This is a genomic window from Geminocystis sp. NIES-3708 (assembly GCF_001548095.1).
Taxonomy (GTDB): domain Bacteria; phylum Cyanobacteriota; class Cyanobacteriia; order Cyanobacteriales; family Cyanobacteriaceae; genus Geminocystis.
In genome coordinates, this window is the sequence record NZ_AP014815.1 from 2,983,754 (window position 1) to 3,010,091 (window position 26,338).

Annotated in this window: 23 protein-coding genes; 15 read left to right on the forward strand and 8 right to left on the reverse strand. The window is 32.1% G+C overall.

The genetic code is table 11. The features are described 5' to 3' along the window. Nucleotides 1-40 precede the first annotated feature (40 nt). Together GM3708_RS13115 and GM3708_RS13120 are read left to right on the forward strand one after the other, a co-directional pair. Nucleotides 41-814, forward strand: a complete 774-nt coding sequence (locus GM3708_RS13115; protein ID WP_066347811.1) for an ABC transporter permease — start codon at nt 41-43, stop codon at nt 812-814. 55 nt (nt 815-869) lie between these two features. After that, nucleotides 870-2,123 carry a HAMP domain-containing sensor histidine kinase gene (locus GM3708_RS13120; protein ID WP_066347813.1) on the forward strand — a complete coding sequence of 418 codons (1,254 nt, stop codon included), beginning with the start codon at nt 870-872 and terminating at the stop codon, nt 2,121-2,123. 22 nt (nt 2,124-2,145) lie between these two features. Here GM3708_RS13120 and dnaN read toward each other — a convergent pair whose 3' ends face one another. Next, nucleotides 2,146-3,327 (reverse strand): DNA polymerase III subunit beta, encoded by a 1,182-nt coding sequence (dnaN, locus tag GM3708_RS13125; RefSeq protein WP_066347815.1) that lies wholly within the window; start codon nt 3,325-3,327, stop codon nt 2,146-2,148. Nucleotides 3,328-3,530: 203 nt separating this feature from the next. Between dnaN and hrcA the strand changes: the two genes are divergently transcribed. Further along, nucleotides 3,531-4,610 carry a heat-inducible transcriptional repressor HrcA gene (gene hrcA, locus GM3708_RS13130; protein ID WP_066347818.1) on the forward strand — a complete coding sequence of 360 codons (1,080 nt, stop codon included), beginning with the start codon at nt 3,531-3,533 and terminating at the stop codon, nt 4,608-4,610. A gap of 95 nt (nt 4,611-4,705) precedes the next feature. Here the strand turns inward: hrcA and GM3708_RS13135 are convergent, their stop codons facing one another. The 3 genes from GM3708_RS13135 to crtE all read right to left on the reverse strand — a co-directional run bounded on the left by GM3708_RS13135 (nt 4,706) and on the right by crtE (nt 7,096). Beyond that, nucleotides 4,706-5,506: an SDR family oxidoreductase gene (locus GM3708_RS13135; protein ID WP_173645017.1), complete on the reverse strand. Its 801-nt coding sequence runs from the start codon at nt 5,504-5,506 to the stop codon at nt 4,706-4,708. Nucleotides 5,507-5,696: 190 nt separating this feature from the next. After that, nucleotides 5,697-6,158, reverse strand: a complete 462-nt coding sequence (locus GM3708_RS13140; RefSeq protein ID WP_066347823.1) for a divergent PAP2 family protein — start codon at nt 6,156-6,158, stop codon at nt 5,697-5,699. Nucleotides 6,159-6,169: 11 nt separating this feature from the next. Next, nucleotides 6,170-7,096, reverse strand: coding sequence for a geranylgeranyl diphosphate synthase CrtE (gene crtE / locus GM3708_RS13145; RefSeq protein WP_066347824.1), 927 nt, complete (start codon nt 7,094-7,096; stop codon nt 6,170-6,172). A 250-nt stretch (nt 7,097-7,346) separates the two neighbouring features. Between crtE and GM3708_RS13150 the strand changes: the two genes are divergently transcribed. Beyond that, complete coding sequence (locus GM3708_RS13150; RefSeq protein ID WP_066347826.1) at nt 7,347-7,889, forward strand: hypothetical protein; 543 nt, start codon at nt 7,347-7,349, stop codon at nt 7,887-7,889. A gap of 145 nt (nt 7,890-8,034) precedes the next feature. After that, on the forward strand, nt 8,035-8,433 hold the full coding sequence (locus GM3708_RS13155) for a universal stress protein (protein ID WP_066347829.1): 399 nt from the start codon (nt 8,035-8,037) through the stop codon (nt 8,431-8,433). Between the two features lie 39 nt (nt 8,434-8,472). Here GM3708_RS13155 and GM3708_RS13160 read toward each other — a convergent pair whose 3' ends face one another. Then, the gene (locus GM3708_RS13160; protein WP_066347834.1) at nt 8,473-8,802 is read right to left on the reverse strand and encodes a DUF3082 domain-containing protein; all 330 of its coding nucleotides are present in this window, start codon (nt 8,800-8,802) and stop codon (nt 8,473-8,475) included. A 106-nt stretch (nt 8,803-8,908) separates the two neighbouring features. Here GM3708_RS13160 and nblS point away from each other — a divergent pair, with 106 nt between their 5' ends. Continuing rightward, a complete protein-coding gene (gene nblS, locus GM3708_RS13165) occupies nt 8,909-10,837 on the forward strand; it encodes a two-component system sensor histidine kinase NblS (RefSeq protein WP_066347837.1) in 1,929 nt (642 codons plus the stop codon). On the opposite strand, the gene GM3708_RS13170 is transcribed toward nblS, so the two are convergent. Then, nucleotides 10,834-12,522: a PAS domain-containing hybrid sensor histidine kinase/response regulator gene (locus tag GM3708_RS13170; protein WP_066347841.1), complete on the reverse strand. Its 1,689-nt coding sequence runs from the start codon at nt 12,520-12,522 to the stop codon at nt 10,834-10,836. The two genes, nblS and GM3708_RS13170, sit on opposite strands and share 4 nt — an antisense overlap. A 327-nt stretch (nt 12,523-12,849) precedes the next feature. Here GM3708_RS13170 and GM3708_RS13175 point away from each other — a divergent pair, with 327 nt between their 5' ends. The 3 genes from GM3708_RS13175 to GM3708_RS13185 all read left to right on the forward strand — a co-directional run bounded on the left by GM3708_RS13175 (nt 12,850) and on the right by GM3708_RS13185 (nt 14,430). Then, nucleotides 12,850-13,440: a sigma-70 family RNA polymerase sigma factor gene (locus tag GM3708_RS13175; RefSeq protein ID WP_066347843.1), complete on the forward strand. Its 591-nt coding sequence runs from the start codon at nt 12,850-12,852 to the stop codon at nt 13,438-13,440. Further along, nucleotides 13,437-13,826, forward strand: coding sequence for a hypothetical protein (locus GM3708_RS13180; protein ID WP_066347852.1), 390 nt, complete (start codon nt 13,437-13,439; stop codon nt 13,824-13,826). The genes GM3708_RS13175 and GM3708_RS13180 overlap by 4 nt, the downstream gene beginning before the upstream one ends. Before the next feature lie 112 nt (nt 13,827-13,938). Beyond that, nucleotides 13,939-14,430 carry a Spy/CpxP family protein refolding chaperone gene (locus GM3708_RS13185; protein ID WP_066347854.1) on the forward strand — a complete coding sequence of 164 codons (492 nt, stop codon included), beginning with the start codon at nt 13,939-13,941 and terminating at the stop codon, nt 14,428-14,430. 62 nt (nt 14,431-14,492) lie between these two features. On the opposite strand, the gene GM3708_RS13190 is transcribed toward GM3708_RS13185, so the two are convergent. Further along, entirely contained in the window at nt 14,493-16,406 is a 1,914-nt protein-coding gene (locus GM3708_RS13190) for a calcium-binding protein (protein ID WP_066347855.1), read from the reverse strand. Between the two features lie 317 nt (nt 16,407-16,723). On the opposite strand from GM3708_RS13190, the gene GM3708_RS13195 reads away from it, so the two are divergent. After that, a complete protein-coding gene (locus GM3708_RS13195; RefSeq protein ID WP_066347857.1) occupies nt 16,724-18,541 on the forward strand; it encodes a tetratricopeptide repeat-containing sulfotransferase family protein in 1,818 nt (605 codons plus the stop codon). Between the two features lie 129 nt (nt 18,542-18,670). Further along, nucleotides 18,671-19,750, forward strand: a complete 1,080-nt coding sequence (fba, locus tag GM3708_RS13200; RefSeq protein ID WP_066347859.1) for a class II fructose-bisphosphate aldolase — start codon at nt 18,671-18,673, stop codon at nt 19,748-19,750. 206 nt (nt 19,751-19,956) lie between these two features. Here fba and mscL read toward each other — a convergent pair whose 3' ends face one another. Further along, a complete protein-coding gene (gene mscL / locus GM3708_RS13205) occupies nt 19,957-20,415 on the reverse strand; it encodes a large conductance mechanosensitive channel protein MscL (protein ID WP_066347869.1) in 459 nt (152 codons plus the stop codon). Nucleotides 20,416-20,956: 541 nt separating this feature from the next. Here mscL and GM3708_RS13210 point away from each other — a divergent pair. The 4 genes from GM3708_RS13210 to purF all read left to right on the forward strand — a co-directional run bounded on the left by GM3708_RS13210 (nt 20,957) and on the right by purF (nt 26,242). After that, the gene (locus GM3708_RS13210; RefSeq protein WP_066347872.1) at nt 20,957-22,648 is read left to right on the forward strand and encodes a SulP family inorganic anion transporter; all 1,692 of its coding nucleotides are present in this window, start codon (nt 20,957-20,959) and stop codon (nt 22,646-22,648) included. A gap of 105 nt (nt 22,649-22,753) precedes the next feature. Continuing rightward, entirely contained in the window at nt 22,754-23,605 is an 852-nt protein-coding gene (locus tag GM3708_RS13215; RefSeq protein ID WP_066347873.1) for a pentapeptide repeat-containing protein, read from the forward strand. Nucleotides 23,606-23,656: 51 nt separating this feature from the next. After that, nucleotides 23,657-24,565 carry a peptide chain release factor N(5)-glutamine methyltransferase gene (gene prmC, locus GM3708_RS13220; protein ID WP_066347874.1) on the forward strand — a complete coding sequence of 303 codons (909 nt, stop codon included), beginning with the start codon at nt 23,657-23,659 and terminating at the stop codon, nt 24,563-24,565. Between the two features lie 198 nt (nt 24,566-24,763). Beyond that, on the forward strand, nt 24,764-26,242 hold the full coding sequence (gene purF / locus GM3708_RS13225; RefSeq protein WP_066347875.1) for an amidophosphoribosyltransferase: 1,479 nt from the start codon (nt 24,764-24,766) through the stop codon (nt 26,240-26,242). Nucleotides 26,243-26,338: the final 96 nt, after the last annotated feature.

Genomic DNA, 26,338 nt, shown 5'->3' on the forward strand with positions numbered 1-26,338 from the left:
CAATAGATTAGTTATCTAAATAGACATTTCCAAAATATTTATGAATATTACTCGAATTTTAGCGATCGCCACTAACGGATTTCGGGAAGTAATTAGAGATCGGATTTTATATGTAATTGGATTTTTTGTTTTATTATTGGTCTTAGCTTCTCGTATTTTACCACCCATTGCCGTGAGTGCAGATGAAAAAATATTTTTAGATTTAGGCATTGGCGGAATCAGTTTATTAGGTGCAATTGTTGCTATATTTGTAGGAACAGGATTGATCAATAAAGAAATAGAAAAAAAAACCGTTCTAATTCTAATTCCAAAACCTGTAACTACCACAGAATTTATTGTGGGAAAACATTTAGGTTTATCTGCGGTACTGACAGTATTAGTTGCTACTATGACAATAGTATATTTTTCGTTGATGAGCTTATTAACAATCAACTATCCTCTACACAGTCTGTTAATTGCCATCGTCTATATCTTACTAGAATTAGCACTTTTAACCGCCGTAGCTATGACTTTCGGAGTGTTTACCAGCTCTATTTTAGCAACACTTTTAAGTTTTGGCGTATTTATTATGGGACACTTAAGTAGAGACCTGTTACAATTAGGTAAGATTACAGAGAATCCCGGTATTGAAAAAATAACAAAAACTCTTTTTCTGATTTTACCCGACTTGGAAAGATTAAATTTAAAAAATGAAGCTGTTTATAATATTTTACCTAGTACGGGAGAATTATTAAGTAGTTTAATTTATGCAATTTTGTATATTGTTTTATTGCTCACTATCACTATTGTTATATTCTCTCGCCGACAATTCTAAAAAAATAGTTTGTGGCTTTCCATTCATTGATTAGCCTAGATAAAATGTAAAAAAAATGCAAGATAACTCAATTTTACACAGAATTGACTTTCAAGAAACTCATAGTTATTTATTTTCTCTATTAGAAAAAGCTCAAAATATAGAAGATTTTTGTCAATGTTGCTATCAATTATTATCTAAATATGTAAAATTAGACGGCTTTGTTATCGTTAATAATTACGTCAATGATGTTGAAAAGATAAAAGTTATTTATCGTAATAGTATTGAAAAAGATCACACCTATTTAAGTAATATTTATAATCTGGCTAAAATTCATAATCAGTGCATTAATAATAATCATCTTTTTTTAAATTTTAAAGACGTAAATAACCAGAATAATATTGATGAATATAATGAAGATAATAAAGATAATATTAATTTTTTGTATATTATTCCCATAGATTTTAAAGGTAAAAAAATAGGGAGTTTATTGATTGATATTGAATCAGTTAAATGTTCAGAAAATCAATGTCATGAAATTATTAAATTATTGAGTAAATATTTATCAATATATCTTTACCAAATTTCTATGGAAGAAAAAGAAAAAAGCCTAGAAATAGAAGAACAAAAATTAGTAAAAAGTAAAGAAAATCAAAGCAAATATTTATCTCATATGAATCATGAATTAAGAACACCTATCTCTGCTATTATAGGATTTGCAAAAATGTTACAACAACAATTATATGGTGAATTAAATCCTAAACAAGCTCAATATGTTGATGCTATTCATCAATCAGGAAAATACTTATTAGATTTAGTTAGTGATTTATTAGATATATCAAAAATTGAAGCGAGAAAAGAAGATTTATTTATTGAAAAAATATTAATAACTGAGTTATGTGAATCATGTTTAGCTTTAATAAAAACTAAGGCAGAAGAACAAGGTTTAGAGTTAAAATTAAAGATAGATTCTGATATACAATATTGTTATGTAGATCAACGTCGCATCAAACAAGTATTACTTAATTTATTGTCTAATGCCGTTAAATTTACAGAAAATGGCTCAATTACTTTAGAGGTAAAACAAGACAATAATTACTTAAAATTTAATATTATTGACACAGGAATTGGTATCAAAAAAGAATCCCAAGCAAAATTATTTCAACCTTTTATCCAACTCACTACACACCTTCACCGTCAACATCGAGGCACGGGGTTAGGTTTAGTAATTTCTCGTGAATTAGCAAGACTCCACGGGGGAGATATTACCCTTATCTCCGAAGAAAATGAAGGCAGTTGTTTTACTTTAACTCTCCCCCTCTCAAATTAAATAATAGCTTTTAGTTAGTCTCCTAGTCTCGAATTTGCACAGGCATAATTAAATAAGTCATTTGCAAACCACTTAAAGGAGTAGTAATAACGGGTTGAGTTGCACCGTTAAATTGAAACTTAATATCATTAGCAGATAAAGCTTTTAAACCATCCATTAAATAGCGAATATTAAAGCCAATTTCAAAAGCATCTCCAGTAATTTCCGCCGAAATAGCTTCTTTTGCATTACCTAATTCTTTGGCTTCCACTGATAAAGTGACTTGACTATTATCAGGATCTAAATTAAATTTAACTAAATTATTTTTTTGATCTGCAAATACAGACACTCGTTCTAAACTTTCAATAACTCGTTTACGCTCAACAATCATTGTCCGTTCAAAGTTTTTAGGTATTAATTGATTATAATTAGGGTAAGCACCTTCTAACTTCCGACTGGTTAAATGTTGGTCTCCTAATTCAAATACAACTTGACCTTGATCAACATACAAAGCCACCGATTCATTCTCCTTCGCCAAAGATAAGATTTTTTCTAACTCTCTTAAAGCCCGTGCAGGAATTGTAACGGTAAAATTTTGCTCTTCACTTACAGATGTATTTTCAATTTCTTCCCCTTCTTCGGCTTCTGCTTTTTCCTCACTGGTTTTAACTACCGCTAATCGATGCCCGTCGGTAGCCGCAAACTCCAAAGTATCCAAGTCACGAGTAAGATGCACACCTGTTAAAACTTGCTTAGTTTCATCACTACTAGCCGAAAATAATGAGCCTTTTAATCCTTCTACTAAAGAGGTGACAGGTAATAAAAAGGCTTCTTCCTTTTCCACCGTTGGCAATTCTGGAAATTCATCCCCTTTAACTCCCCTTAATTGAAATTTACCTGATAAAGAGTTGATGGCAACTAAGGGATTTTCTTCTAATTCTTCTTCTTCATAGGATAAGGAGACTTCCCCTTCAGGTAAACGGGTGATTATATCATTCAAGAATTTCGAGGGTAAAGTAATCATTCCTGCTTCTTCTACTTCTGCCGCAAAACTCGTGCGCATTCCTAAACTTAAATCAAACCCTGTCAACGTAACTCGATTTTTAGTCTTATCAGCGACTAATAAAACATTAGCTAAAATGGGATGAGTGGGGCGAGTTGGCACAGCACGACTAACTAATGATAGATTATTCTTGAGATCTATTTGAGAACAGACAATTTTCACAATCTTTTACCTAAATCTTATTTAATGCTAATTTTAGTTCTATTGTACTAAATGTTTAACTCTTTTTTTAGCACAGAAATAATAGGATAACTTAAAATTGTTCATTGTTCATTGTCCATTGTTAATTATTGATTGCTATACTATCAGAATATTAAAAAAATCTTAATTTAACACTATCTTACTCAAAACTAATATATCCTAAGATGACTGTTCAAATTACACTCAATGAACGCCATCAAAAAATTTTACAGGCTACCATTAAACATTATATCGCAACGGCTGAACCTGTTGGTTCAAAAACTCTAATTGATGAATATAACTTTAGTGTTAGTTCTGCTACAATTCGTAATGTAATGGGAAAACTGGAAAAAGCGGGTTTTCTTTATCAGCCTTATACCTCTGCTGGGAGAATTCCTTCCGATTCGGGTTATCGTGTTTATGTTGATCAATTAATCAATCTTGATAATACTGTTAAATTTCCTCTTAATAAATTTCTTGACTATAACATTAAAAATGGTTTTAGTCGTTATGAAATACTCTTTCAAAAAATTACTAATCTTTTAGCTAATTTGAGTGGTTGTATTGCTTTAATAACTCTACCTCAAATTCCTAGTAATATTCTTCATCACTTACAGTTATTAAGATTAGCAAATGATCAAATTATGTTAGTGATGGTTATTGATAATTATCAAACAGAATCGGTTTTATTAGAATATAATGCCTTAAAAATTCTTAATGATGATGATTCAATAGAAATAATTGATCGAGAATTAGAAATTTTATCTAACTTTTTAAATCATAAGTTAAAAGGTCAATCTTTAACAGAAATAAGTAATTTAGATTGGAGTGAATTAAATGATGATTTTCAAATTTATGCTGATTTTATCAAAAGTTTATTAACAAAAATTAAATCAAGTTATCGTCTATCCAATACTGCTCCGATTCTAATTCAAGGTTTTTCACAATTAGTGCAACAACCTGAATTTTCTTGTATAGAACAAGTGAAAATCATATTAAATTTACTAGAAAAAGAGCAAGATCAGCTTTTACCTTTAATTTTTAATATTAGTGATTTTGATAATTCTTGGCAAAAAGTAAAAATTCGCATCGGTTCAGAAAATCCTTTAGAATCAATGCAATCTTGTAGTCTAATTTCTGCATATTATTATCAGGGAGAATATCCTGTTGGTAGTGTCGGTATTATTGGACCAACTCGTATAGCATACGAACAGGCGATCGCATTAGTAGAATCAACGGCGGATTATTTATCAGAAAAACTGTGATTTTTATTAACTTTTTCATTAGACATCTGAAAAAAAATTCTTGTTTAGAAATGATCAATTATTCATTACTCATTCATTGATTTAATCCAAGTAATCTATTCTTTTTTTTGCTTTTGACGAAATTGTTTTTCTACACCCTGAAGAATAAATTCTCTGGGAAAAAATCTACCGATATTGACAATAATTTGATTACCAATTCCCCCTGTAACAATATTTGGTTGTTGTTTTTCTAACCCTACAAGAGCATTTTTTACGACTTCTTCTGGGGTGGTAAGACTATTTTTATTATTGTCATCAAAACTGCTAGAATCTGGAAATTCTGCAACTGTGGGAAAATTTGATTGAGTTGGTCCAGGACACAGGGCTAAAACTTTGATACCATAATCTTTATACTCCGCCCAAAGTGCCTCTGAAAATGATAAAACAAAGGCTTTTGTAGCGGCATATACGGATAAATAAGGCAGAGGTTGATAACCTGCTATCGAACTGACATTGATAATTTCTCCATTTTTTCTTTGTTTCATCTCCTCTAAAAATAAATGGGTTAACTCCACTAAAGCAGAAATATTGACTTGTATCATATCTAACTGTTTTTGTAAAATACGATCGCCAAATTTCCCATAATCTCCAAAACCAGCATTATTAATTAATAAATCTACAGAAATATCTAAAAATTTAACCTTATTGAAAATGTTTTGACTGCCATGAGGTAAAGTTAAATCTTGAACGATAACAGTAACATTAATTTGATATTGAGATTGTAATTTTTCTGCCAGTTGTATTAAAGCCGATTCAGATCTTGCGACAATAACTAAATTGTAATTACGTTGAGCTAATTCTTCGGCAAAAGCCTTTCCAATTCCTGAAGATGCACCTGTGATTAATGCAGTTTTCATATAAATAAATTAGATAAATTTTGAATAATAGAAAGTATTAATCATCAGTTTTTACTATATAAGTAAAAAGTAAATAGTTTAATAAATAATCAATGATTAACTTGAATGATAATCCTCTTTCAAAAACTACCATAATATTGAAATGATTAACATAAAAACATGATATTTTTATGAATAAATAGTTGAAAATTTATAAAGTAGAAAACAAAGGCACTAAAAATATTGAACTTAAAATTCCTAATAATAAACCAACTAAAACTTGAAAGGGTGTATGCCCTAATAATTCTTTTAATTTTTCCTCGTTTAAGTCTTCATTATTAAGAAATTCATCCATAATTTGGTTCAAGATTTTTGCTTGTTTTCCCGCCGCTTGTCTCACCCCGGCGGCGTCATACATAACGATACCTGCAAATATAGAAGCAATGGCAAATTCTGGAGATGCCCATCCCAAAATTTGACCTACACCTGTCGCTAATGCACCGACTAATGCTGAATGAGAGCTAGGCATACCACCAGTACTTACAAGATAGCGAAAACTAAATTTACGATTAGTAACAGTATCTACAGAAACCTTGATTATTTGAGCCAAAATACATGCAAGGAGGGGAATGACTATTAAACGATTAGTAAATATTTCCGCAAAAACTTTCATTTTTTTTTCGCCTAATTTTTACGTCTAACAATATATTCTGCAATGGCTTGTAACGGTAAAGCTTTTTCTCCATATACCGCTAATTGTGCCACAGCATCTTTAACTAATTCTTCTGCTTTTGCTTGAGAAGTTTCGATACCCCAAAGTTTAGGATAAGTGGCTTTTTGAGCGGAAAGATCTTTTCCTGCGGTTTTACCTAACTCCTCAGTGGTAGCAGTAACATCAAGTATATCATCAATAATTTGGAAAGCTAAACCAATATTTTGAGCATAAATTGATAAACGACTTAAATCTTCTGAAGATGCACCAGCTAATACTGCACCAGAAGATACACAAGCCTCTAATAAAGCACCTGTTTTATTACGATGAATAGTAGTAAGAATTTCGGCGGTAACATCAGATTTACCTTCACAATCTAAATCCATAACCTGCCCTCCTACTAAACCATTTGCACCAACAGCTTTACCCAAGATTGCCAATACTTTAACAATTCTTTCGGCAGGAATATTTTTGGTATTTTCCGCCACATACTCAAAAGCATAAGCTAATAAACCATCACCCGCTAAAATCGCTATATCTTCCCCGTAAACTTTATGATTGGTTAGCTTACCTCGGCGATAATCGTCATTATCCATCGCTGGTAAATCATCGTGGATTAAAGACATAGTATGTATCATTTCTAAAGCGCAAGCAGTAGCCATAGCCGTATTTTGCTTTTCTCCTAATAATTCCGCCGTTGCCAAGCAAAGAATTGGGCGTAATCTTTTTCCCCCTGCCAATAGGGAATAACGCATTGCTTCATAAATTTTTTCGGGCTTACCTATGGGTAAAGATTCATCTAAAGCCTTCTCTACTAATTCTTTTTTTCTCTCTAAATATGTATTTAAGTCAAAGTTAGAATCAGATACTATAGTGGGTTTTAAATTGGTTTGTACCATATTTTTAATACTACGATCGCTTATTATCATGGATCAATTATCAGTGATTTATGGCGATAGATCAATTAACAAAGAAATTAAATATATCAATTCTTTTTTATTTGTAAGATATTGGTAAAGGTAGAAGTTCGGAGATAGAAGACAAAAGTCACTAAGTATAAGAATTTCAGTATATTATGGAATTATAATAAATAAAATGACTTTTAGGAAATATTTGTATTTTTAACAGGGTATTAAAAAAGAGAAAAAGATGAATCAGAATTTTGAAGAATCTCAATTTCCCATTTCTCCTTTAATCAAAATTACTTTACTTAATCTCTATTTCGCCTTAACAATTCCATTACCTTTTTTAGCTAAATTTACCGCCGTTAATCTTCCTCAATGGCTGTTTTATTTATTATTAGCTCTAGGTGCGATCGCTATTTTGGCTATTTTAAGTGAAAGAGTTATCCTTAATCAAGAAGGTATAAGAGTTGATTATCCTCAATGGGTATCATGGTTATGGCGTAAAGGTTGGCATTTATCATGGAATGAAATTGATAGTCTCAAAATGCGTACCACTGGACAAGGTGGAATAGTATATTATTTTATCACCAAAAATAAGGATAGAGCTTATTTATTACCCATGAGAGTGGCAGGATTTAATAAAATGGTTAAAGAAATACAACTCAAAACTAATATTGACACTAATGATATTCGCCCATTAGCACAACCTTGGATGTATTTTTTCTTATTACTGTTTACTTTTTTTTTGTGGTTGATAGATATTTGGACAATTACTAACGCTATATAAAATAAAAGGTTATCTCATGAGATTTTATGGTTAAAGAAGCTAAAAGCAATCACCAATAGCCATAAACAAAAGAAATCATCTCTAATTAATGATAAAATATGAGAATGTATCACGTTTTACCGCTTGAATATTTTAAGTAAGTATTATGTTTAAAAAAGTTCTTTTTCCCATTGATCAAAACAGAGAAACAAGGGATGCGGTTGCTATAGTGAGCAATATTGTCAAAACCTACGATAGCCAGTTATTTTTACTCTCTGTTGTTGAGAAATCGGCGGATAATAATTCTGTAATGAGTGATGAAAATAGTGTAAACCAATTATTAGTTGGTGCAAAAGAGTTGTTTGCTCAAGAAAATATTATTGCCGAAATTATTGAGCGTGAAGGAATGCCATCTTTTACCATCTGTGATGTCGCTGATGAAGTAGAAGCAAATTTAATTATTATGGGATGTAGAGGGTTAGGATTAACTCATGAAGGTGCAGAAGATAGTGTCACTAATCGGGTGATAAACCTTGCACCTTGCCCTGTGTTAGTTGTACCTTAACTTCGGGAAGATAATAGGAGAAAAAGCCAATAAAAGAAATTAATCCTTAACTCCTTTCATCTTTTCGATCATCAATTTTATCCCCAATGCTACTAATCCTACTGTCACCATCAAAAATACAAAAGTCGCCATGGTGGTGATACCCATAATTAATGTTCTTACCGTCGCCGCAATTCTTATCGCCATCGGATTATTAAATTTTATCGGCATGGTAGAGTAAGTTAATATCACCGATTTCGTTAATAAATAAGAGGCGATCGCCAACCCTCCAGAAATAGAACCTCCAGTAAAACAACGTAAAGGAGTTATTTTTTCTTGTTCTTCTTGATTAACGGTAGTTGATTTTTCTTTAATTTCAGTATCACTCATGATCAAATGTCAAAATTATTTTTACACTTAATTATGACAGGAAACAATAATCAATTGATTTTAAGGTAAATTAGTTTTAACATTCAGATTTTATTGAGTTAATTCGGTGCAAGTTTTTAAGGAAATTATCGCGCGTTGGTGGTCAGAATTTACCCTCCAAACTAAATTAATGGCTATCGCTACTCTAGTAGTATCATTATTCATGAGTAGTTTGACTTTTTGGGCGGTTAACTCCATTCAACAAGATGCTCAAATTAATGATACCCGTTTCGGACGAGATTTAGGGTTACTTTTAGCCAGTAACGTTACACCTTTGATTGCGGAAGATAAGTTAACAGAAGTAGCACAATTTTCTGGACGTTTTTTTCATAGTACATCTAGTGTCAGATATATTATTTATGCTAATGAGGAAGGACATATTTTTTTTGGTATTCCTTTTTCTCAAGATGAAGTTAAAAATTCCCTTACTATTCAAAGAAAATTAGAATTACCTGAAGATTATAACCCAAACGTTAGCAATCCCGTTGTTAGACAACATTTAACCCCAAACGGTAAAGTCACTGATGTTTTTGTGCCTTTATCTTTAGAGAATCAATATTTAGGAGTGTTAGCTATCGGTATTAACCCCAATCCGACTGTTGTAGCCTCTTCTAACCTCACCAGAGATGTAACTATTGCTGTTTTTATCTCTATTTGGGCAATGGTTATTTTAGGAGGTGTATTCAATGCTTTAACCATTACCCAACCAATTAAAGAATTATTGTTAGGAGTAAAAAATATCGCCACAGGAAATTTTAAGCAAAGAATAGATTTACCTCTTGGAGGTGAATTAGGTGAATTGATTTTAAGTTTTAATGATATGGCAGAAAGATTAGAGAAATTTGAAGAACAAAATATTGAAGAATTAACAGCAGAAAAAGCGAAACTAGAAACCCTTGTTTCTACTATTGCTGATGGTGCAATTTTATTAGATTCACAATTAAAATTAATCTTGGTTAATACTACTGCAAGAAGAATGTTTAAGTGGGAAGAAACCCATATTATTGGTGAAAATTTATTAGAATATTTACCTCCAGAAGTGACTCAACAATTATATGAACCTTTAAAACATATTTCTCAAGATGAACATACAGAAGATGAGAAAGATCATCATAATATTTTGCCCACAAGAGGAGAGTTTAGGATTAGTTTAAATCCTCCTAATCAAAATACTTTTAGGATTTTATTAACCCAAGTTTTAGATCAAAATAGGGAAAATATTAAAGGAATTGTTATGACTGTACAAGATATAACAAAAGAAGCAGAATTAAATGAGGCTAAAAGTCAATTTATTAGTAATGTTTCCCATGAATTAAGAACTCCTTTATTTAATATTAAATCTTTTATAGAAACTCTTTTTGAATATGGTGATGACTTAACTGAAGCAGAAAAATTAGAGTTTTTACAAACAGCGAATAATGAAACTGATCGCTTAACTCGTTTAGTTAATGATGTCCTAGATTTATCTCGTTTAGAATCTTCCAGAAGTTATGAATTTACTCCTTTAGATTTAGCTCAACCCATAGAACAAACTTTAAGAACTTATCAGTTAAATGCTAAGGATAAAAACATAGAATTAATTCAAGATATTGAGCCTTCTTTGCCACCTATTTGGGGACATTATGACTTACTTCTACAAGTTTTTACTAATTTAGTTGGTAATGCCTTGAAATTTACTCTTGAAGAAGGTACTGTAACGATTAAGGCTTATGCCGTAAAAGCTAATCCCGAAAATCCTTCAGAATATTCTCATGTTAGAGTAGAAATTATTGATACAGGAATTGGTATTGCACAAGAAGATCAAGAAGCTATATTTGATCGCTTTTTCCGTGTAGAAAATCGAGTACATACTTTAGAAGGCACGGGGTTAGGTTTATCCATTGTCAAAAATATTACTGATAAACATAACAGTCGAATTCATTTAGTGAGTGAGGAGGGTGTTGGTACAACTTTTTGGTTTGATTTACAAATCTATCAAGAAAGAAAGTTGAGTTAGAGAATTTTCTCTAAAGCCTTTTCAAGTTCATCTATAATAATTGGTTTGCTAATAAAATCATTCATTCCTACATCTAAACATTGTTGTCGATTTTCTTCTAATACATTCGCAGTTAAAGCAATGATATAGGGTTGTTCAATTATTGATTGACGAATTAATCGAGTGGTGGTGATGCCATCCATTTCTGGCATTTGCATATCCATTAAAATAACATCATAGGATTGTATTTTTAATATCTCTAATACTTCTAATCCATTGGTAACAATATCTGCACTATAACCAAGACTGGTAAGTAAATAATCTATGACTTTTTGATTAGGTTTATAATCTTCTGCTACTAAAATTTTCAGGTTTGATTTTTCCTCTGGGGATTTTGGAGAAAAATCTGCTGATATTTCCTCTGTTAATTGATAACCAGAAGCATCCTGAGTTATGAAAGTAAAATGAAAAATTGAGCCTTGTATATTTTCTTCATCATCATCAATATCAGAAAACCATTTGAAAGGAGGATTTCCGCCAATACTACCATTACTTTCTACCCAAATTTTTCCCCCCATTAATGTTACTAAATTTTTACTAATTGCCAAACCTAAACCTGTGCCACCATATTTACGAGTAATAGAAGTATCTCCTTGGGTAAAAGATTGAAATAATTTGTTGAGATGCTTTTTCTCAATGCCTATACCAGTATCTTTGATGGAAATTCTGATTTCATATTTTTTCTCTGATAATAATTTACTGTTAACAAAAATGAAAACTTCCCCTTTTTCGGTAAATTTAATCCCATTGCCGATGAGGTTGAATAAAATTTGTTGTAAACGAGTGCGATCGCCTAAAATATGGTTAGGCACATCAGGATTAATAAAATAAGTAAGAGTAATTTGTTTTTTTAAAGCCTCAGGATAAAAAAGATTGACCACCGATTTAATCATATCTTTTAAAATAAAAGGATGCTCTTCTAACCTTAATCTCCCTGACTGAATTTTAGAAAAATCAAGTATATCGTTAATAACTACTAAAAGAGTTTCTCCGCTATCAACAATAATTTGAACAATATCTTCTTGTGAAGGTGTTAAATTTGTTTTTAAAAGTAAGTGTGCCATATTTAAAACTCCATTCATAGGAGTCCTAATTTCATGACTCATATTGGCGAGAAATTCACTTTTTGCTTTTGTTGCCGCTTCTGCTAATTCTTTGGCTTGAATTAAAGATTGTTCAATTTTTTTTTGTTCTGTAATATCTTGTGCTGTACCTAAAATTTGTCTTACTTGATTATTTTCATCTCTGACGAAGACTACATCTTGCGATCGCAACCAAATCCAGAAACCATCTTTATGACGCATTCGATATTCAGTGGTTAAAATATCATCATCTTTAGCTGTTTTCCAGAAATTTTGATTGACAGAAAGTAACTCTAAATCATTAGGATGTAGAATATCGTAAAAAATTTTACTACCACCTAGTGCAAATTCTTGAGGAGTATAACCTAATATATTTATACATCTACTATTTACATAAAGATTTGTCCAATTAATGACATCTAAAATATAAAGAATTTGTGGGGAATTATCAGTAATTTGTTGAAGAAATTTTTGGTTTGTAGCTAAAACGGACTCTAAATTAACAATTTTATTCTCAGAAATAAACTGTTTTTTTGCTTGTCTTTCTCGATCATTTTCTGTCATAAAGATGAATTGTTGCAGTGTACTTTTGTATAAATAGATTCCAATTTATTTTATCAGCTATAAGTTATCAGTAGTCAGCCTTGGCGGTATAGTAATATTTACGTATTTATTTTGTAACTCTTGATTATAATTCCGATGATAAACATCTTTATCTATAATTATTTCTCTTATTCTCCCAGTCTTCTAGTCTCCTATTCTTCTATTCTTCTAGTCTTCTAGCCTTCTAACCTCAAGAAAATAATTTTTGGACAACTTATAATTATTATGAACCTTTATTGATAATCGTCAGTCTAAAGAGATGACTACAGCAAAAAATAAAGATGATGAATGTCAATAGCAAATAATAATGCAGAGATTACTGATTTGGAGTTAGTGCGAAAATGTCAAAAAGGCGATCAAAATTCTTTTCGTTTACTTTACCAACGGTATCAATACAAAGTTAGGGCTACTTTATATAAATTATGCGGTAGCGAATTACTCGATGATTTACAACAGGAGGTATTTTTAAAAACATGGAAAGCATTACCTAAATTACGAGAGGCAAAATATTTTTCCACATGGCTTTATCGTATTTGTTGGAATGTCGCTTCTGATCATAGTCTATCCCGTAAGCGTGATCAAGATCGTCAACAAAATCAAATAGCTCAAGCAAAACAATCTTTAAACACGAATTTAGGTTCGGTAAATTATTCTCAAACGGGCTTATTGCAATTACATTATCAAGAATTGATCGAGTTAGCATTGCAAAATATTAGTCTCGAACATCGTGCAGTAATTGTTTTGCATGATTTAGAAGATTTACCCCAAAAAGAAATTGCTGAAATTTTAGCTATTCCCGTAGGTACAGTGAAATCAAGATTATTTAGAGCCAGACAAATTTTACGCCAATTTTTGCAACAGCAAGGAGTTAATTTATGAGCAAAACAACTTCTGATAATGGATTTGAAGATGAAGAATTGGTTAATTTTTTGAAAACTTATTGCCCCAATACTCCCCCAGAAACAAAATCTTGCGAGGAGTTGGTGATGAAGGCGATCGCCGATCATAATTCTCAGATAACCAGTGAATCTAATCATTGGCAAAAAAAACCTCAGAAAATTATGAGGTATTGGTTATTATCAGGTACTTTAATTACCACTTTATCAGTCATTCTTGGGGGTTATTTCTTCAATCTCAATCAAAAATCAGCCCCTCAAATTGCCGCACAAACCGAAGACTTAGAAACGTTTTTAATCAATAGTTGGTATGGTTCAATGGCACAAGAATCACAATCACATCTAGTCACTGTCAGTGATGAATATTAATAATACTCGGATCTTGCACTATTTTAAAACAGAAATTAATAAGTACAAGATTTCAGTAATAGTTTTGTCTGTTATCAATTCAATTTTGTAAATCTTAGGAGAAAATCTTACCATGAAAACTCAAATCAACTATCTTCTCAGCTTGGCTATTTTATCTTCTATAGGAATCAGTTTTAGTGCTGTTGCAGCGGAAAAACCGATCCCCAATGAAGCTAATATAACAACACAAATTGCTCAAAATACCACTCCTACCAAACAAAAAGGAGAAGGTAAGAAAGATAAATTAATGGAAAAACTGAATCTGACGAGTCAACAAAAACAACAGATGGAGTCTATCCGTAGTAAATATCAACCACAGATTAACAGTCTCCGAGAACAAATGCGCACAGAAAGAGAAAAAATGTCAACCATGATGCGCAATAATGAATCTGAAAATAGTTTAAGAGCTCAACACCAATCTATAACAGCGTTAAATCAAAAAATGCAAAATTTACGTTTTGAAAGTATGTTAGAAATGCAAGAAGTATTAACTCCTGAACAACGTCAACAATTTTCGCAAATGATGGGAGAAAGAAGAGCAAATGATCGAGGGACACAAAAATAATAAATAGTAGATAAATGTGGGGATTAACGGCTCTGTTAATCCCTACAAAGGAGGTTTGTTTATTAGAAAAATGTGATATTATCAGCAGTAATAATGATACTAGAATCAAAATCAGCTACTAATACAGAACCACCAGAAGCAACCCCGTTAACGTCATAAAATAATCGACCTTGAGCCTGATCGAAACTAAAATAAGGACTTAAAGGACTATCTAAAATACCGTCATTATTTGCATCTCCGTTAAATACAGTGCGATTGAATCTGAATATCACCGCCTCATTAGCCGTAGTAGGTACTCCATTAATTAGATCTCCTAAGTCTGCAAGGGTGTTATAGGTTAAATTGATGTCATTTTTAGCAAGGGTTGTAACACTAGGGGTTGTAACTGCCAAATCGCTGAATAAACCATTAATGTCAAGATTAATCGTATCTTTACCCGCACCACCATCAATATTTATGGTATTACTGTAAACGGCAGTATTAGAGCCACCAGTCAATGAAATGCTAATGAGATCATTACCAGCACCACCATTAACATTTATCGTATTACTATATACGTCAGCATCTGCTCCCACGAGAATTATGCTAATTTGATCATTCCCAGTATCACCATTAACGGTTATGTTATTAGAACTTACGGAATCATCACCAGAGAGGAGTTCCAAATTAATGAGATCGTTACCCGTGCCACCATCAAGGATTATAGTATTATCGCTAATATCTGATGAACCAGATAAGAGTTTTGCGGAAATTAAATCATTGCCGCTACCTCCGTTGATGTTTATATCATTGCTATAGATGGAATATGAACCACTATTAAACTCAAAATTAATAGTATCATTGTTGCTTCCACTATTAATATTCACCGTATTGGAATAAATCGCACTAGTGAAGGAGATGAATTTAACACTAATGGTATCAACTCCAGTACCACTATTAATGGTTACATCATTATTGGAAATTTCGGAAGTACCAGAGTTCAACAAAACTTTGATATTATTATTACCATTGCCACCATCAATACTTACTGTATTACTTGTAATTCCACTGCTATAAGTATCAAGAAGAGATACATTGATGACATCATGACCATCACCAGCCGTTATAGTAATATCATTATCTTGGATAGTTGAACTACCACCAGTCAAAAGAACTGTAATAGTATCATCTCCTGCACCACTATCAATATTTACACTGTTGCTACTTACATAAGAACCATCAGCACCGAGAAGAGAGACATTAATAATGTCATTACCTGTACCACCGATAACGGTAACGTCATTATTAGATAAGTCATCAGTGCCATTTTCCAGAAGGATATTAATGGTATCATTTCCTGCACCTCCATCAACTGTTACCGTATTACTGTAAACAGAAGAACCATCCATGCCGAGAAGAGAGACATTGATGATGTCATTACCCGTATTACCAGTGGCGATAACATCATTATTGTATAAGTCAGAAGTTCCATTCTGCAGAACGATATTAATGTTATCATTGCCTACGCCACCATCTACTACTACTGTATTAGATTGTACATCACTTGAATATGCTTGAGAAATATTGACGTTAATTATATCATTACCACTACCACCGTTAACGGTAATAGAATTATTGCTAATGGTTGATGAGTAACCTGCTAGAACAAGATTAATAGTATCATTACCTGCATCTCCATTGACTAAGATTGTATTGTTACTAATAGAAGAATTTGCGACTAAACTAAGTTCAATAAGATCATTACCATTGCCACCAGATAAAGTAATATTGTTACTTGAAATATTATCTTCAGCAACAAGGTTTACAATGATTAAGTCATTTCCTGAGTCACCACTAACATTAATTGTGTTGGTATTTATGTCATTATCAGTAACTAAACTAATAGATAATAAGTCCACTAAAGTAGTGCCAATGAGACTGAAAGTCTGAGCAGAGATAGTTGTATTTGTTGAAACAGTGATATTTTGAGTCGGCATGATGTTATTTTCAATTTTTGTGAATGTTGATATTAGCCTAAAATCTTTAAATTAATATTTAATCATTATGTCATAAAAATTATTGTACAATTTAATTTGTAAAAGAAAGTAAAAATAAATATTTTTCATTGAAACTATAAAGTTACTTTATGAAACTAATATACTCAAAGTCTTATATAAAAACAATTTCAAAAAACTTAGTTAAATATACTTAATCAAATATACTTAGACAAAAGTATATAGAAAACATAATAAAAAAAAGAAAAATAATAATATATAAATGACTTTATTAAACTTATAAAAAAACTATTAAATTTATGTATTCAAAACCAGAGAAAACTTTAAATATAGAGCTTAAAATTATTGAAAAGCTGATTTTAGAAGAAAAATTAGAAGAAGCAGAAAATAAATGTTTGCAGTTGGAAAAACAACAACCTAACGATCCTATTGTTGCCCATGCTTTAGGATTAATTTATTATATGCGTCAAAAATATGATGCTGCGATCGCCAAATTTAAAATTACGGTAACTCAAGTTACTAACAATGCTAATTTTTATAATAATTTAGCGGAGGCATTGCGTCGTAAAGGGGAATTTAATGAAGCCTTAAATTGTTTTCATAGTGCTTTATTAGTACAACCTGCTTTTCCTAAAGCTCATTTAGGTATTGCTAACACCCTTATTGATTTAAAACGCTATCAGGATGCTAGAGCTAGATTTGAATTTATGATTAAATTAGATCCTAGTTTTGCACCAGCATATCATTATTTAGGAGTGATGCTAACTACCTTAGAAGCAACAAAAGAGGCAATTCCGATTTTGCGCAAAGCTATCGCTCTTAAAAAAGATTATTATGAGGCAAAATTTAGTTTAGCTAATGCTCTTGAACAAGATTCTCAAACAAAAGAAGCACTACAAATTTATTATGAGTTACTCAAAGAAAAACCCCATGATGCTTCAGTGCATAATAATTGCGGTAATATTTTACGAACTTTAGGAAAACTAGAAGAAGCTGAAGAACATGTCCGAAAAGCAATCCAATACAATCCTGAACACGTTTCAGCTTATTATAATCGGTCAGCGAAGCATTTTGCCCTAGAAGTCACTCCTCAACAACTACAAAGATTAGAAGAGTTAATTTTAGATCCTAGTGTCAGTGATGAAGATCGTAGTAATTTACATTTTACTTTAGCTCGTTATTATGATGGTCAGAAAAATTACCAAACTGCTTTTAATCATTATAAACAGGGTAATGACATCGACAGTCGAAAAGAACCTTATAATCATGAAACCCAAGCTAAAGTATTTTCGATTTTTAAATCTTTTTTTACTAAGGAATTTTTTGCTACTCATCCTCATTTTGGTAGTTCTTCCGAAGCACCAGTTTTTATTTTTGGAATGCCTCGATCAGGTACTACTTTAGTAGAGCAAATTTTGTCTAGTCATCCTCAAGTTTATGGAGCTGGAGAATTAAAATATATATCGCAAATAATACAATCCTTAGCAGGTGAGTTTAGTAATAAGGCAGGGTATCCAGCGTGTTTAAATTTATTGAATCCAATTAATTCTTGCAGTATAGGAGAAACTTACGTTAATAAAGTTAGAGATTTAGTACAAGATGATAAAGAAAATATTTTACGAATCACAGACAAAATGCCGGGTAATTTTACCAATTTGGGCTTAATTTCTCTATTGTTACCTAATGCAAAATTAATTCACTGTCGGAGAAATCCTATGGATAGTTGTTTTTCCTGTTTTACTCAACATTTTACACAGGTAATTGTTTATACGAGGCAATTAGAAGACTTAGGAAATTATTATCAATTATATGAAGATTTAATGGCTCACTGGCATAACGTGTTGCCGATACCTATTCTTGACGTAAGTTATGAAAATATGGTAGAAAACACTGAAGAAATAAGTCGCAAAATTATTGATTTTGTTGGTTTAGAATGGGATGATGCTTGTCTTAACTTCCATGAAACAGAACGTAAAGTTAAAACTGCAAGTTTAGAGCAAGTCAGAAAACCCATTTATACTTCTTCTATTGGCAAATGGAAACGTTATGAAGAATTTTTAGAACCTCTCAAGAAATCTTTAGGGAAATATGCCCCTCTTCCAGAATCTCTTTTTTAAGTAATTACAAACAGTTATTTTTTAATTGTTAATTCTTCATTGTTAATTGCTGATTCACCCATTATGAGTTAAGATTCTTAACAAAGAAAATTTTTAAATTAAATAAAAAAAAGATAAAGGAGGGTATTTATGGCTTTAGTTCCCATGAGGTTACTATTAGATCACGCAGCAGAACATGATTATGGAATTCCTGCATTTAACGTTAACAACTTAGAGCAAATTCTATCTATCATGGATGCGGCTAACGAAACTGATAGCCCCGTCATTTTACAAGCATCTCGTGGCGCTCGCAGTTATGCAGGAGAAAATTTCCTCCGTCACCTTATTTTAGCGGCGGCAGAAACTTATCCTCACATTCCCATTGCTATGCACCAAGATCACGGTAATAGTCCTGCTACTTGTTATTCTGCTATCCGTAACGGTTTTACTAGCGTTATGATGGACGGTTCATTACAAGCAGATGCAAAAACTCCTGCTACTTTTGAATATAACGTTGCTGTTACCGCAGAAGTAGTTAAAGTAGCTCATTCTGTAGGTGCTAGTGTTGAAGGAGAATTAGGTTGTTTAGGTTCTCTGGAAACTGGTATGGGTGAAGCAGAAGATGGTCACGGTTTTGAAGGTAAACTAGATCATTCTCAGCTTTTAACAGATCCTGATGAAGCAGTAGAATTTGTAGAAAGAACTCAAGTTGACGCTTTAGCAGTAGCGATTGGTACAAGTCATGGTGCTTACAAATTTACTCGTAAGCCTACTGGTGAAATTCTTGCTATTAGCCGTATTGAAGAAATCCACGCTAAATTACCTAATACTCACTTAGTAATGCACGGTTCTTCTTCCGTACCTCAAGAGTGGTTAGACATGATCAATAAATACGGTGGCAACATTCCTGAAACCTATGGCGTACCTGTAGAAGAAATCCAAAAAGGAATTAAGAGTGGTGTTCGTAAAGTAAACATTGATACTGATAATCGTTTAGCTATTACTGCGGCTATTCGTGAGGCAGCTTTCAAAGATCCTTCTAACTTCGATCCTCGTCACTTCTTGAAACCCTCTATCAAATACATGAAACAAGTATGTTTAGAGCGTTATCAACAATTCTGGACTGCTGGAAATGCTAGTAAAATTAAACAAGTTAGTCTTGATGATTTTGCGAAAAAATATGCGAAAGGTGAATTAAGTTCTACCAGCAAAAAAACCGTAGTTGTGTAGATTAATCTTCAACTAATCATCAAAACAGAAAAGATGAGAGGTAAGAGGTAAAAGTCAAAGGAAATTATATTTATTCTTTCAACTTTTTCTTCTTTTCCCCTCATCTTTTTTTGTTATAACCTTATATTAATAATCTATTCATAAAAAATTAAGTATTTTTGCTAACTCCTATTTCCTCGCCTCACCAAAAAAATTTTAATCATATCCTAATTATTAATTGATTTATTATTAATTACTTCCGTAAGAGCTTCAATAGCTTTAGTTAAATTTTCTTGTACTAAAATTTCTTCTTTAGCTTCTTCTTTTTCTATGGCGGATTCTTCGGCTAATGCTAACTCTTCCTTGCGAATTAGTTTTTGCTTTACCCCTTCAAAAATGCGGATAATGAAAAATAAACAAAAGGCAATAACGAGGAAATTGATAACAGAAGATAAGAATAAACCATATTTAATCCCAGAAATACTTAAATCTGATAATTTATCTACCCCAGCGGCTTTGATAGCAGGAGATAAAATTGCAGGAGTTACAATATCTTCAACAAGAGAGTTGATAATACCATTAAATGCACCTCCAATAATAACTGCTACGGCTAAATCAATAACATTACCCCGCAGAATAAAATCACGAAAATCAGCGAAAAAATTTCTACTTCGATTAGCTGTCATATTCTAATTTACTCCTTAATTTGACAAAAGATTTTTTATTAATTTTCAAGTTTTCACTTTTATTATAGAGACTTAAAAGTCATTGATTGAATATTAAATCATAATTTTTTTGAATTTATAAATATATAGCAATCTTTAAATTATTTGTGAATCGTTAAAGATTAATAAATTTATTTTTGCATTTTAACTATACTGCCAAAGCTGACCACTATATAGCTGATAGCGAACACCTATAAAAAATCTCATAAGTCACATAGTAGGATTGCGATCGCTATTTAATAGAAAGTTATCATGACAAAAGTTTTGTTTTGCTTAGGGTTTCAAATTAATAAATATACAGTTAAAAGCTCTAAGCATTAAGTTAAATTAAAATTATATAATTAGTTGCAAAGTATAAATAATACTTACTTTTTATCGTGGATGTTTTGTTCTATGATGTTTTACATAGATTTTTTTCTATTTATAATTAAAAGAATATTGATTTAGTTCTATGAGAAGCTCTATAGAGTAATCAACTAATCACTTAAAGAGGAAAACCTAAATGCAAATAACAAATAAAATAAATTTTCGGAATATACAAGGTGACGTATTTGGAGGCTTAACTGCAGCCGTAATAGCCTTACCTATGGCTTTAGCATTTGGCATCGCTTCGGGTGCTGGTGCATCTGCTGGTTTATGGGGTGCGGTGTTAGTAGGATTTTTCGCCGCTTTATTTGGTGGTACTCCTACTTTAATATCAGAGCCTACAGGACCGATGACTGTTGTAATGACTGCTGTTATTGCTAACTCTATCGCTGCAAGTCCTGAGAATGGTATGGCGATGGCTTTTACGGTGGTAATGATGGCAGGTTTATTTCAAATTTTATTTGGCTTCTTAAAGTTAGGTAAATATGTAACCATGATGCCTTATACCGTTATTTCGGGTTTTATGACGGGTATTGGTTTAATCCTAATTATCTTACAAACCGCTCCTTTTTTAGGTCAAGCTAGTCCTAAAGGTGGCGTTATCGGTACAATTCAGAATATTCCTGATTTACTGTCTAATATAAATCCTTTAGAAACGATTTTAGCGGTAGTGACGGTGGTTATTCTCTACATTGTGCCTTCTAAGTATAAGCGTATTGTACCTCCTCAATTATTAGCATTAATTCTTTGTACAGTCGCTTCTTTAGTCTTTTTTGGTGATGCGAATATTCGTCGTATTGGAGAAATTCCTACAGGTTTACCAGCTTTACAAATACCAACTTTTGAGCCTAGCCAACTGCGTACAATGGTGTTTAATGCTCTAGTTTTAGGAATGTTAGGTTGTATTGATGCACTGTTAACTTCTGTGGTTGCAGATAGTTTAACTCGTACGGAGCATGATTCCAATAAAGAATTAATTGGGCAAGGTTTAGGTAATTTATTTTCTGGTCTATTTGGTGGTATCGCTGGTGCTGGTGCTACTATGGGTACTGTCGTTAACATTCAAACTGGAGCAACTACTGCCTTATCAGGTATAACCCGTGCTTTAGTCTTATTTGTAGTTGTAGTTTGGGCAGCACCTTTAACCGCTAGTATTCCTCTAGCTGTGTTAGCAGGAATTGCACTGAAAGTTGGTATTAATATTATGGACTGGGGTTTCCTGAAACGGGTTCATAAAATTTCATGGAAAGCCACCGCTATCGTTTATGGTGTAATTGCTTTAACGGTATTTGTTGATTTAATGGTAGCCGTTGGAGTAGGTGTTTTTATTGCTAATATCTTAACCATTGATAAATTATCTGAATTGCGTTCAAAATCTGTTAAAATAATCAGTACGGCTGATGATGAAATTCCCCTCACTGATGAAGAAACCCAAATCTTAGATTTAGCAGAAGGGCGAGTATTATACTTCCATTTAAGTGGTCCTATGATTTTTGGTGTTGCCAAAGCCATCGACAGAGAACATAATGCGATCGCCAATTATGATGTATTGATTGTCAATTTAAGCGAAGTACCAATTTTAGGGGTGACATCTTCCTTAGCTTTAGAAAATGCGATTAAAGAAGCGATCGATAACGATCATGAAGTTATAGTAGTAGGTGCAACAGGTAAAGTCAGAAATCGCTTAGAAAAATTGGGTATTGCGGGTTTAATTCCCGAATATCATTGGATGACAGACAGACTTCTTGCCTTACAAGAAGGTTTAGCAATTGTCAGAGAAAAACAAACCCAAAATTATAATGAAGATTTAATAATTAGTAATGAATAATTAGGAATATCTAAGGGTGGATATTATTCACCCAATAATTAATTCATTTTGAAAAGTTAATTAAATTATGATAGTATCTTAATCTTCTATCTTTTTTGTTTTAATATGTCAGAGTCTGAGGAAAATAATCAACCTCAATCTTTTTTAATTAAAATTGTTAAACGTTTTCAAAAAACTTTATCTTCTTTTATTAATGCCATCGCAGAAGCCATCACTTCTTCTGTACATATCCCCGAAATTGCCATTGGTCCTATCGTGGGAGCTTTAATCAGTGCTACTACTACTTTAATTATCGGTTTTCTGACTATATCTAACATTTTTAGCGAACAATTTCTGTATCGTCCTTTACAAATCCAAGATAATAATGCTAACTACAACCTAGAATTAGAGCGTTACTATCAAACTATTTTAACTGAATATTTAAATTATACTGCTCAGTTAACTTTAGATTATCCTCTCTGGAAATTACAACAAAATCCTTACTTATTAAGAGCTAATACTCAAACAGCTTTGTCAGAAATTGATGGTGAAAGAAAACGTTATATTATTATGTTTCTACAAGATACACATTTATTAACTTTTAACAACTATAATAAATCGATACCTTTACTAAAAAATGCTAATTTGGTAGAGGCAAAATTGCAAAATTTAGATTTATCTAACGCTAACTTTACTGGTGCTGATTTAACGAAAGCAAATCTCAATCAAGCTAATTTACATAAAAGTATTTTTGTGGGAAGTAAACTCACTAATGTCAATTTAACTAATGCGGATTTAAGGAGTGTTAATTTAGAAAAAACTGACCTTCTTAATGCTAATTTAACGAATGCTTGTTACGATAACTTTACTAAATTTGATCCTGAATTTGATCCTGATAAAGCAAAAATGCGTTTAATATCAACCTTTTCCCATTGTGATTTTATACCTATGGAAAAAGATGTAAAAAATAAACTTTAAATCAGCGAATAATTTAGGATTGCTATATAATTATTAAGAAGTAGGAAGAAAATGGTTGTATTAAATTTTCAATTCTCAATTCCCAATTCTCAATTATTTAACTGGTATCAACAAGGGAAACAAGATACTATTAATCATCATATTCCCCTTTTTGAATTGGAGTATTTAGTAACAGAATTAACAGAATTAACTTCTTTAGATTTACGTTTCAATAATCATAAAAATAAAGGTAAAATTAGCAGTAAAATTTCTCTCGAAGAATTGCAAAAGTTATGGAATTTAAGAGTAGAAAAACGTTGTCCCATTCAATATCTAATTGGTGAATGTCACTGGCGTAATTTTACTTTAAAAGTAACCCCTGATGTCTTAATTCCTCGTCCTGAAACTGAATTAATTATCGATTTAGCCTTAGAACTCACTCAAGAATATTCTAGTTTACAATTAGGTAAATGGTTAGATTTAGGTACAGGTAGTGGTGCGATCGCCATTGCTTTGGCAGATATTTTTCCACAGGCAACAATTTACGCAGTGGATAAAAGTGAAAAAGCCTTAAAAATCGCCCAAGAAAATGCTCTAAATTTAGGTTTAAGATCAAAAATTAAATTTTACCATGGCTCTTGGTTTAATCCTATAAATGATTTGAGAAACAACTTTAGCGGTATCATTTCTAACCCACCCTATATCCCTTCAAAAATGGTCTTAGAATTACAGCCAGAAGTAGTAAATCATGAACCAAAAATAGCCTTAGATGGAGGAGAAGATGGTTTAAATGATATTCGATACTTAATTGGTAATGCACCTAATTTTCTCATTAATAAAGGTTTTTTATTATTAGAAATAATGGCAGGACAAGGTGATATGGTTAAAGAATTATTAACAAAAAATGGTAATTATACTAATATTAATATTTATCAAGATTTAGCCAATTTAGATAGATTTGCAATGGCACAATTAAGTTAAAACTGATTAAGTTTTCCGATAAAGAAAAACAGATGAGGAAACTAGAAGATAAAACTTCTTCATTGTTAATTGTTAATTATTCATTGTTTAAGGATTGGTTAAATAAAATAAGGATAATACTCTTAAAGTCTGTTAAGATTGACTTTGTGCAAGATTAAAATATTTAACTGAGCGGTTAGAGAGAAATCAGGACAGAACATGAAGGATAACCAATACAACCTAACTAATGAACAGAAGTTGATCCACAAAGGAGACAAGCCAGAAGAAGCCTGTGGTGTTTTTGGAGTTTATGCACCAGAAGAAACCGTTTCTAAATTAGCTTATTTTGGGTTATATGCACTACAACACCGAGGACAAGAATCCGCAGGAATAGCTACGTTTGACGGAGAAGCCTGTTATTGCTACAAAAATATGGGCTTAGTCTCTCAGGTTTTCAATGAGTCCATTTTAACAAATCTACCCGGTAAAATTGCCATTGGTCATACTCGTTACTCTACCACTGGGTCTAGTTTACAGGCAAATGCACAACCTGCGGTAATTAATACCAGATTAGGAAAATTAGCTTTAGCACATAACGGCAACTTAGTCAATACCCTAGAACTAAAAATAGAATTAGATAAAAGAAACTGTCAATATATTACAACTACTGACTCAGAAATGATTGCTCTGATGATGGGCAAAGAAGTTGATGGTGGCAAAGATTGGGTTGAGGCTGCCATTACTGCTTTTAAATGGTGTCAAGGGGCTTATAGTTTAGTCATTGGTACACCGATAGGTATAATTGGAGCAAGAGATCCTCACGGTATTCGTCCATTAGTAATCGGTAAAATGGAGGAAGAAGGTAATCCTATTCGTTACGTTTTAGCCTCTGAAACCTGTGCTTTAGATATTATTGGTGCTGAGTTTATTCGAGATGTTGAACCGGGAGAATTAGTTTGGATTACCGAAGAAGGTTTATCATCTATTCAATGGGCACAAAAATCAGAACATAAATTATGCGTATTTGAAATGATTTATTTTGCTCGTCCTGATAGTATTATGGGTCATGATAGTCTTTATGCTTATCGCCTCAGATTAGGAGAACAATTAGCAAAAGAATCTTTAGTAGATGCTGATATGGTAATGGGTGTGCCAGACTCAGGAATTCCTGCGGCAATCGGTTATTCCCGTTATTCAGGTATTACTTATCAAGAAGGGTTAATCAAAAATCGTTATGTTGGACGTACATTTATTCAACCCACTCAACATATGAGAGAACATGGTATTAAAATGAAACTTAATCCTCTCAAAGATGTTTTGGCAGGAAAACGTATTATTATTATTGATGACTCCATTGTTCGAGGCACAACCAGCAGAAAAATTGTTCGAGCTTTAAGGGATGCTGGGGCAAAAGAAGTACATATGAAAATTTCTTCTCCTCCTGTTACTCATCCTTGTTTTTACGGCATTGATACTGATAGTCAAGATCATCTGATTGCTGCCACAAGAAGTGTTAATGATATAGCTCAACAGATAGAAGTAGATACTTTAACTTATTTGTCTCAGGAAGGAATGTTAAAAGTTACAAATGAAAATCCTCAAAGTTTTTGCACGGCTTGTTTTAATGGAAATTATCCCATTGATATTCCTGAAGATATAAAAAGATCTAAATTAATATTAGAACCAGTTAATAATTAGGGGAATTAGGGTTTACTGAAAAATATTTTACTTTGATGTAAGTAGCTGTCAGCAGATGAGTTGGATCTAAAATTAGATGATGACTGCTTAAATAAC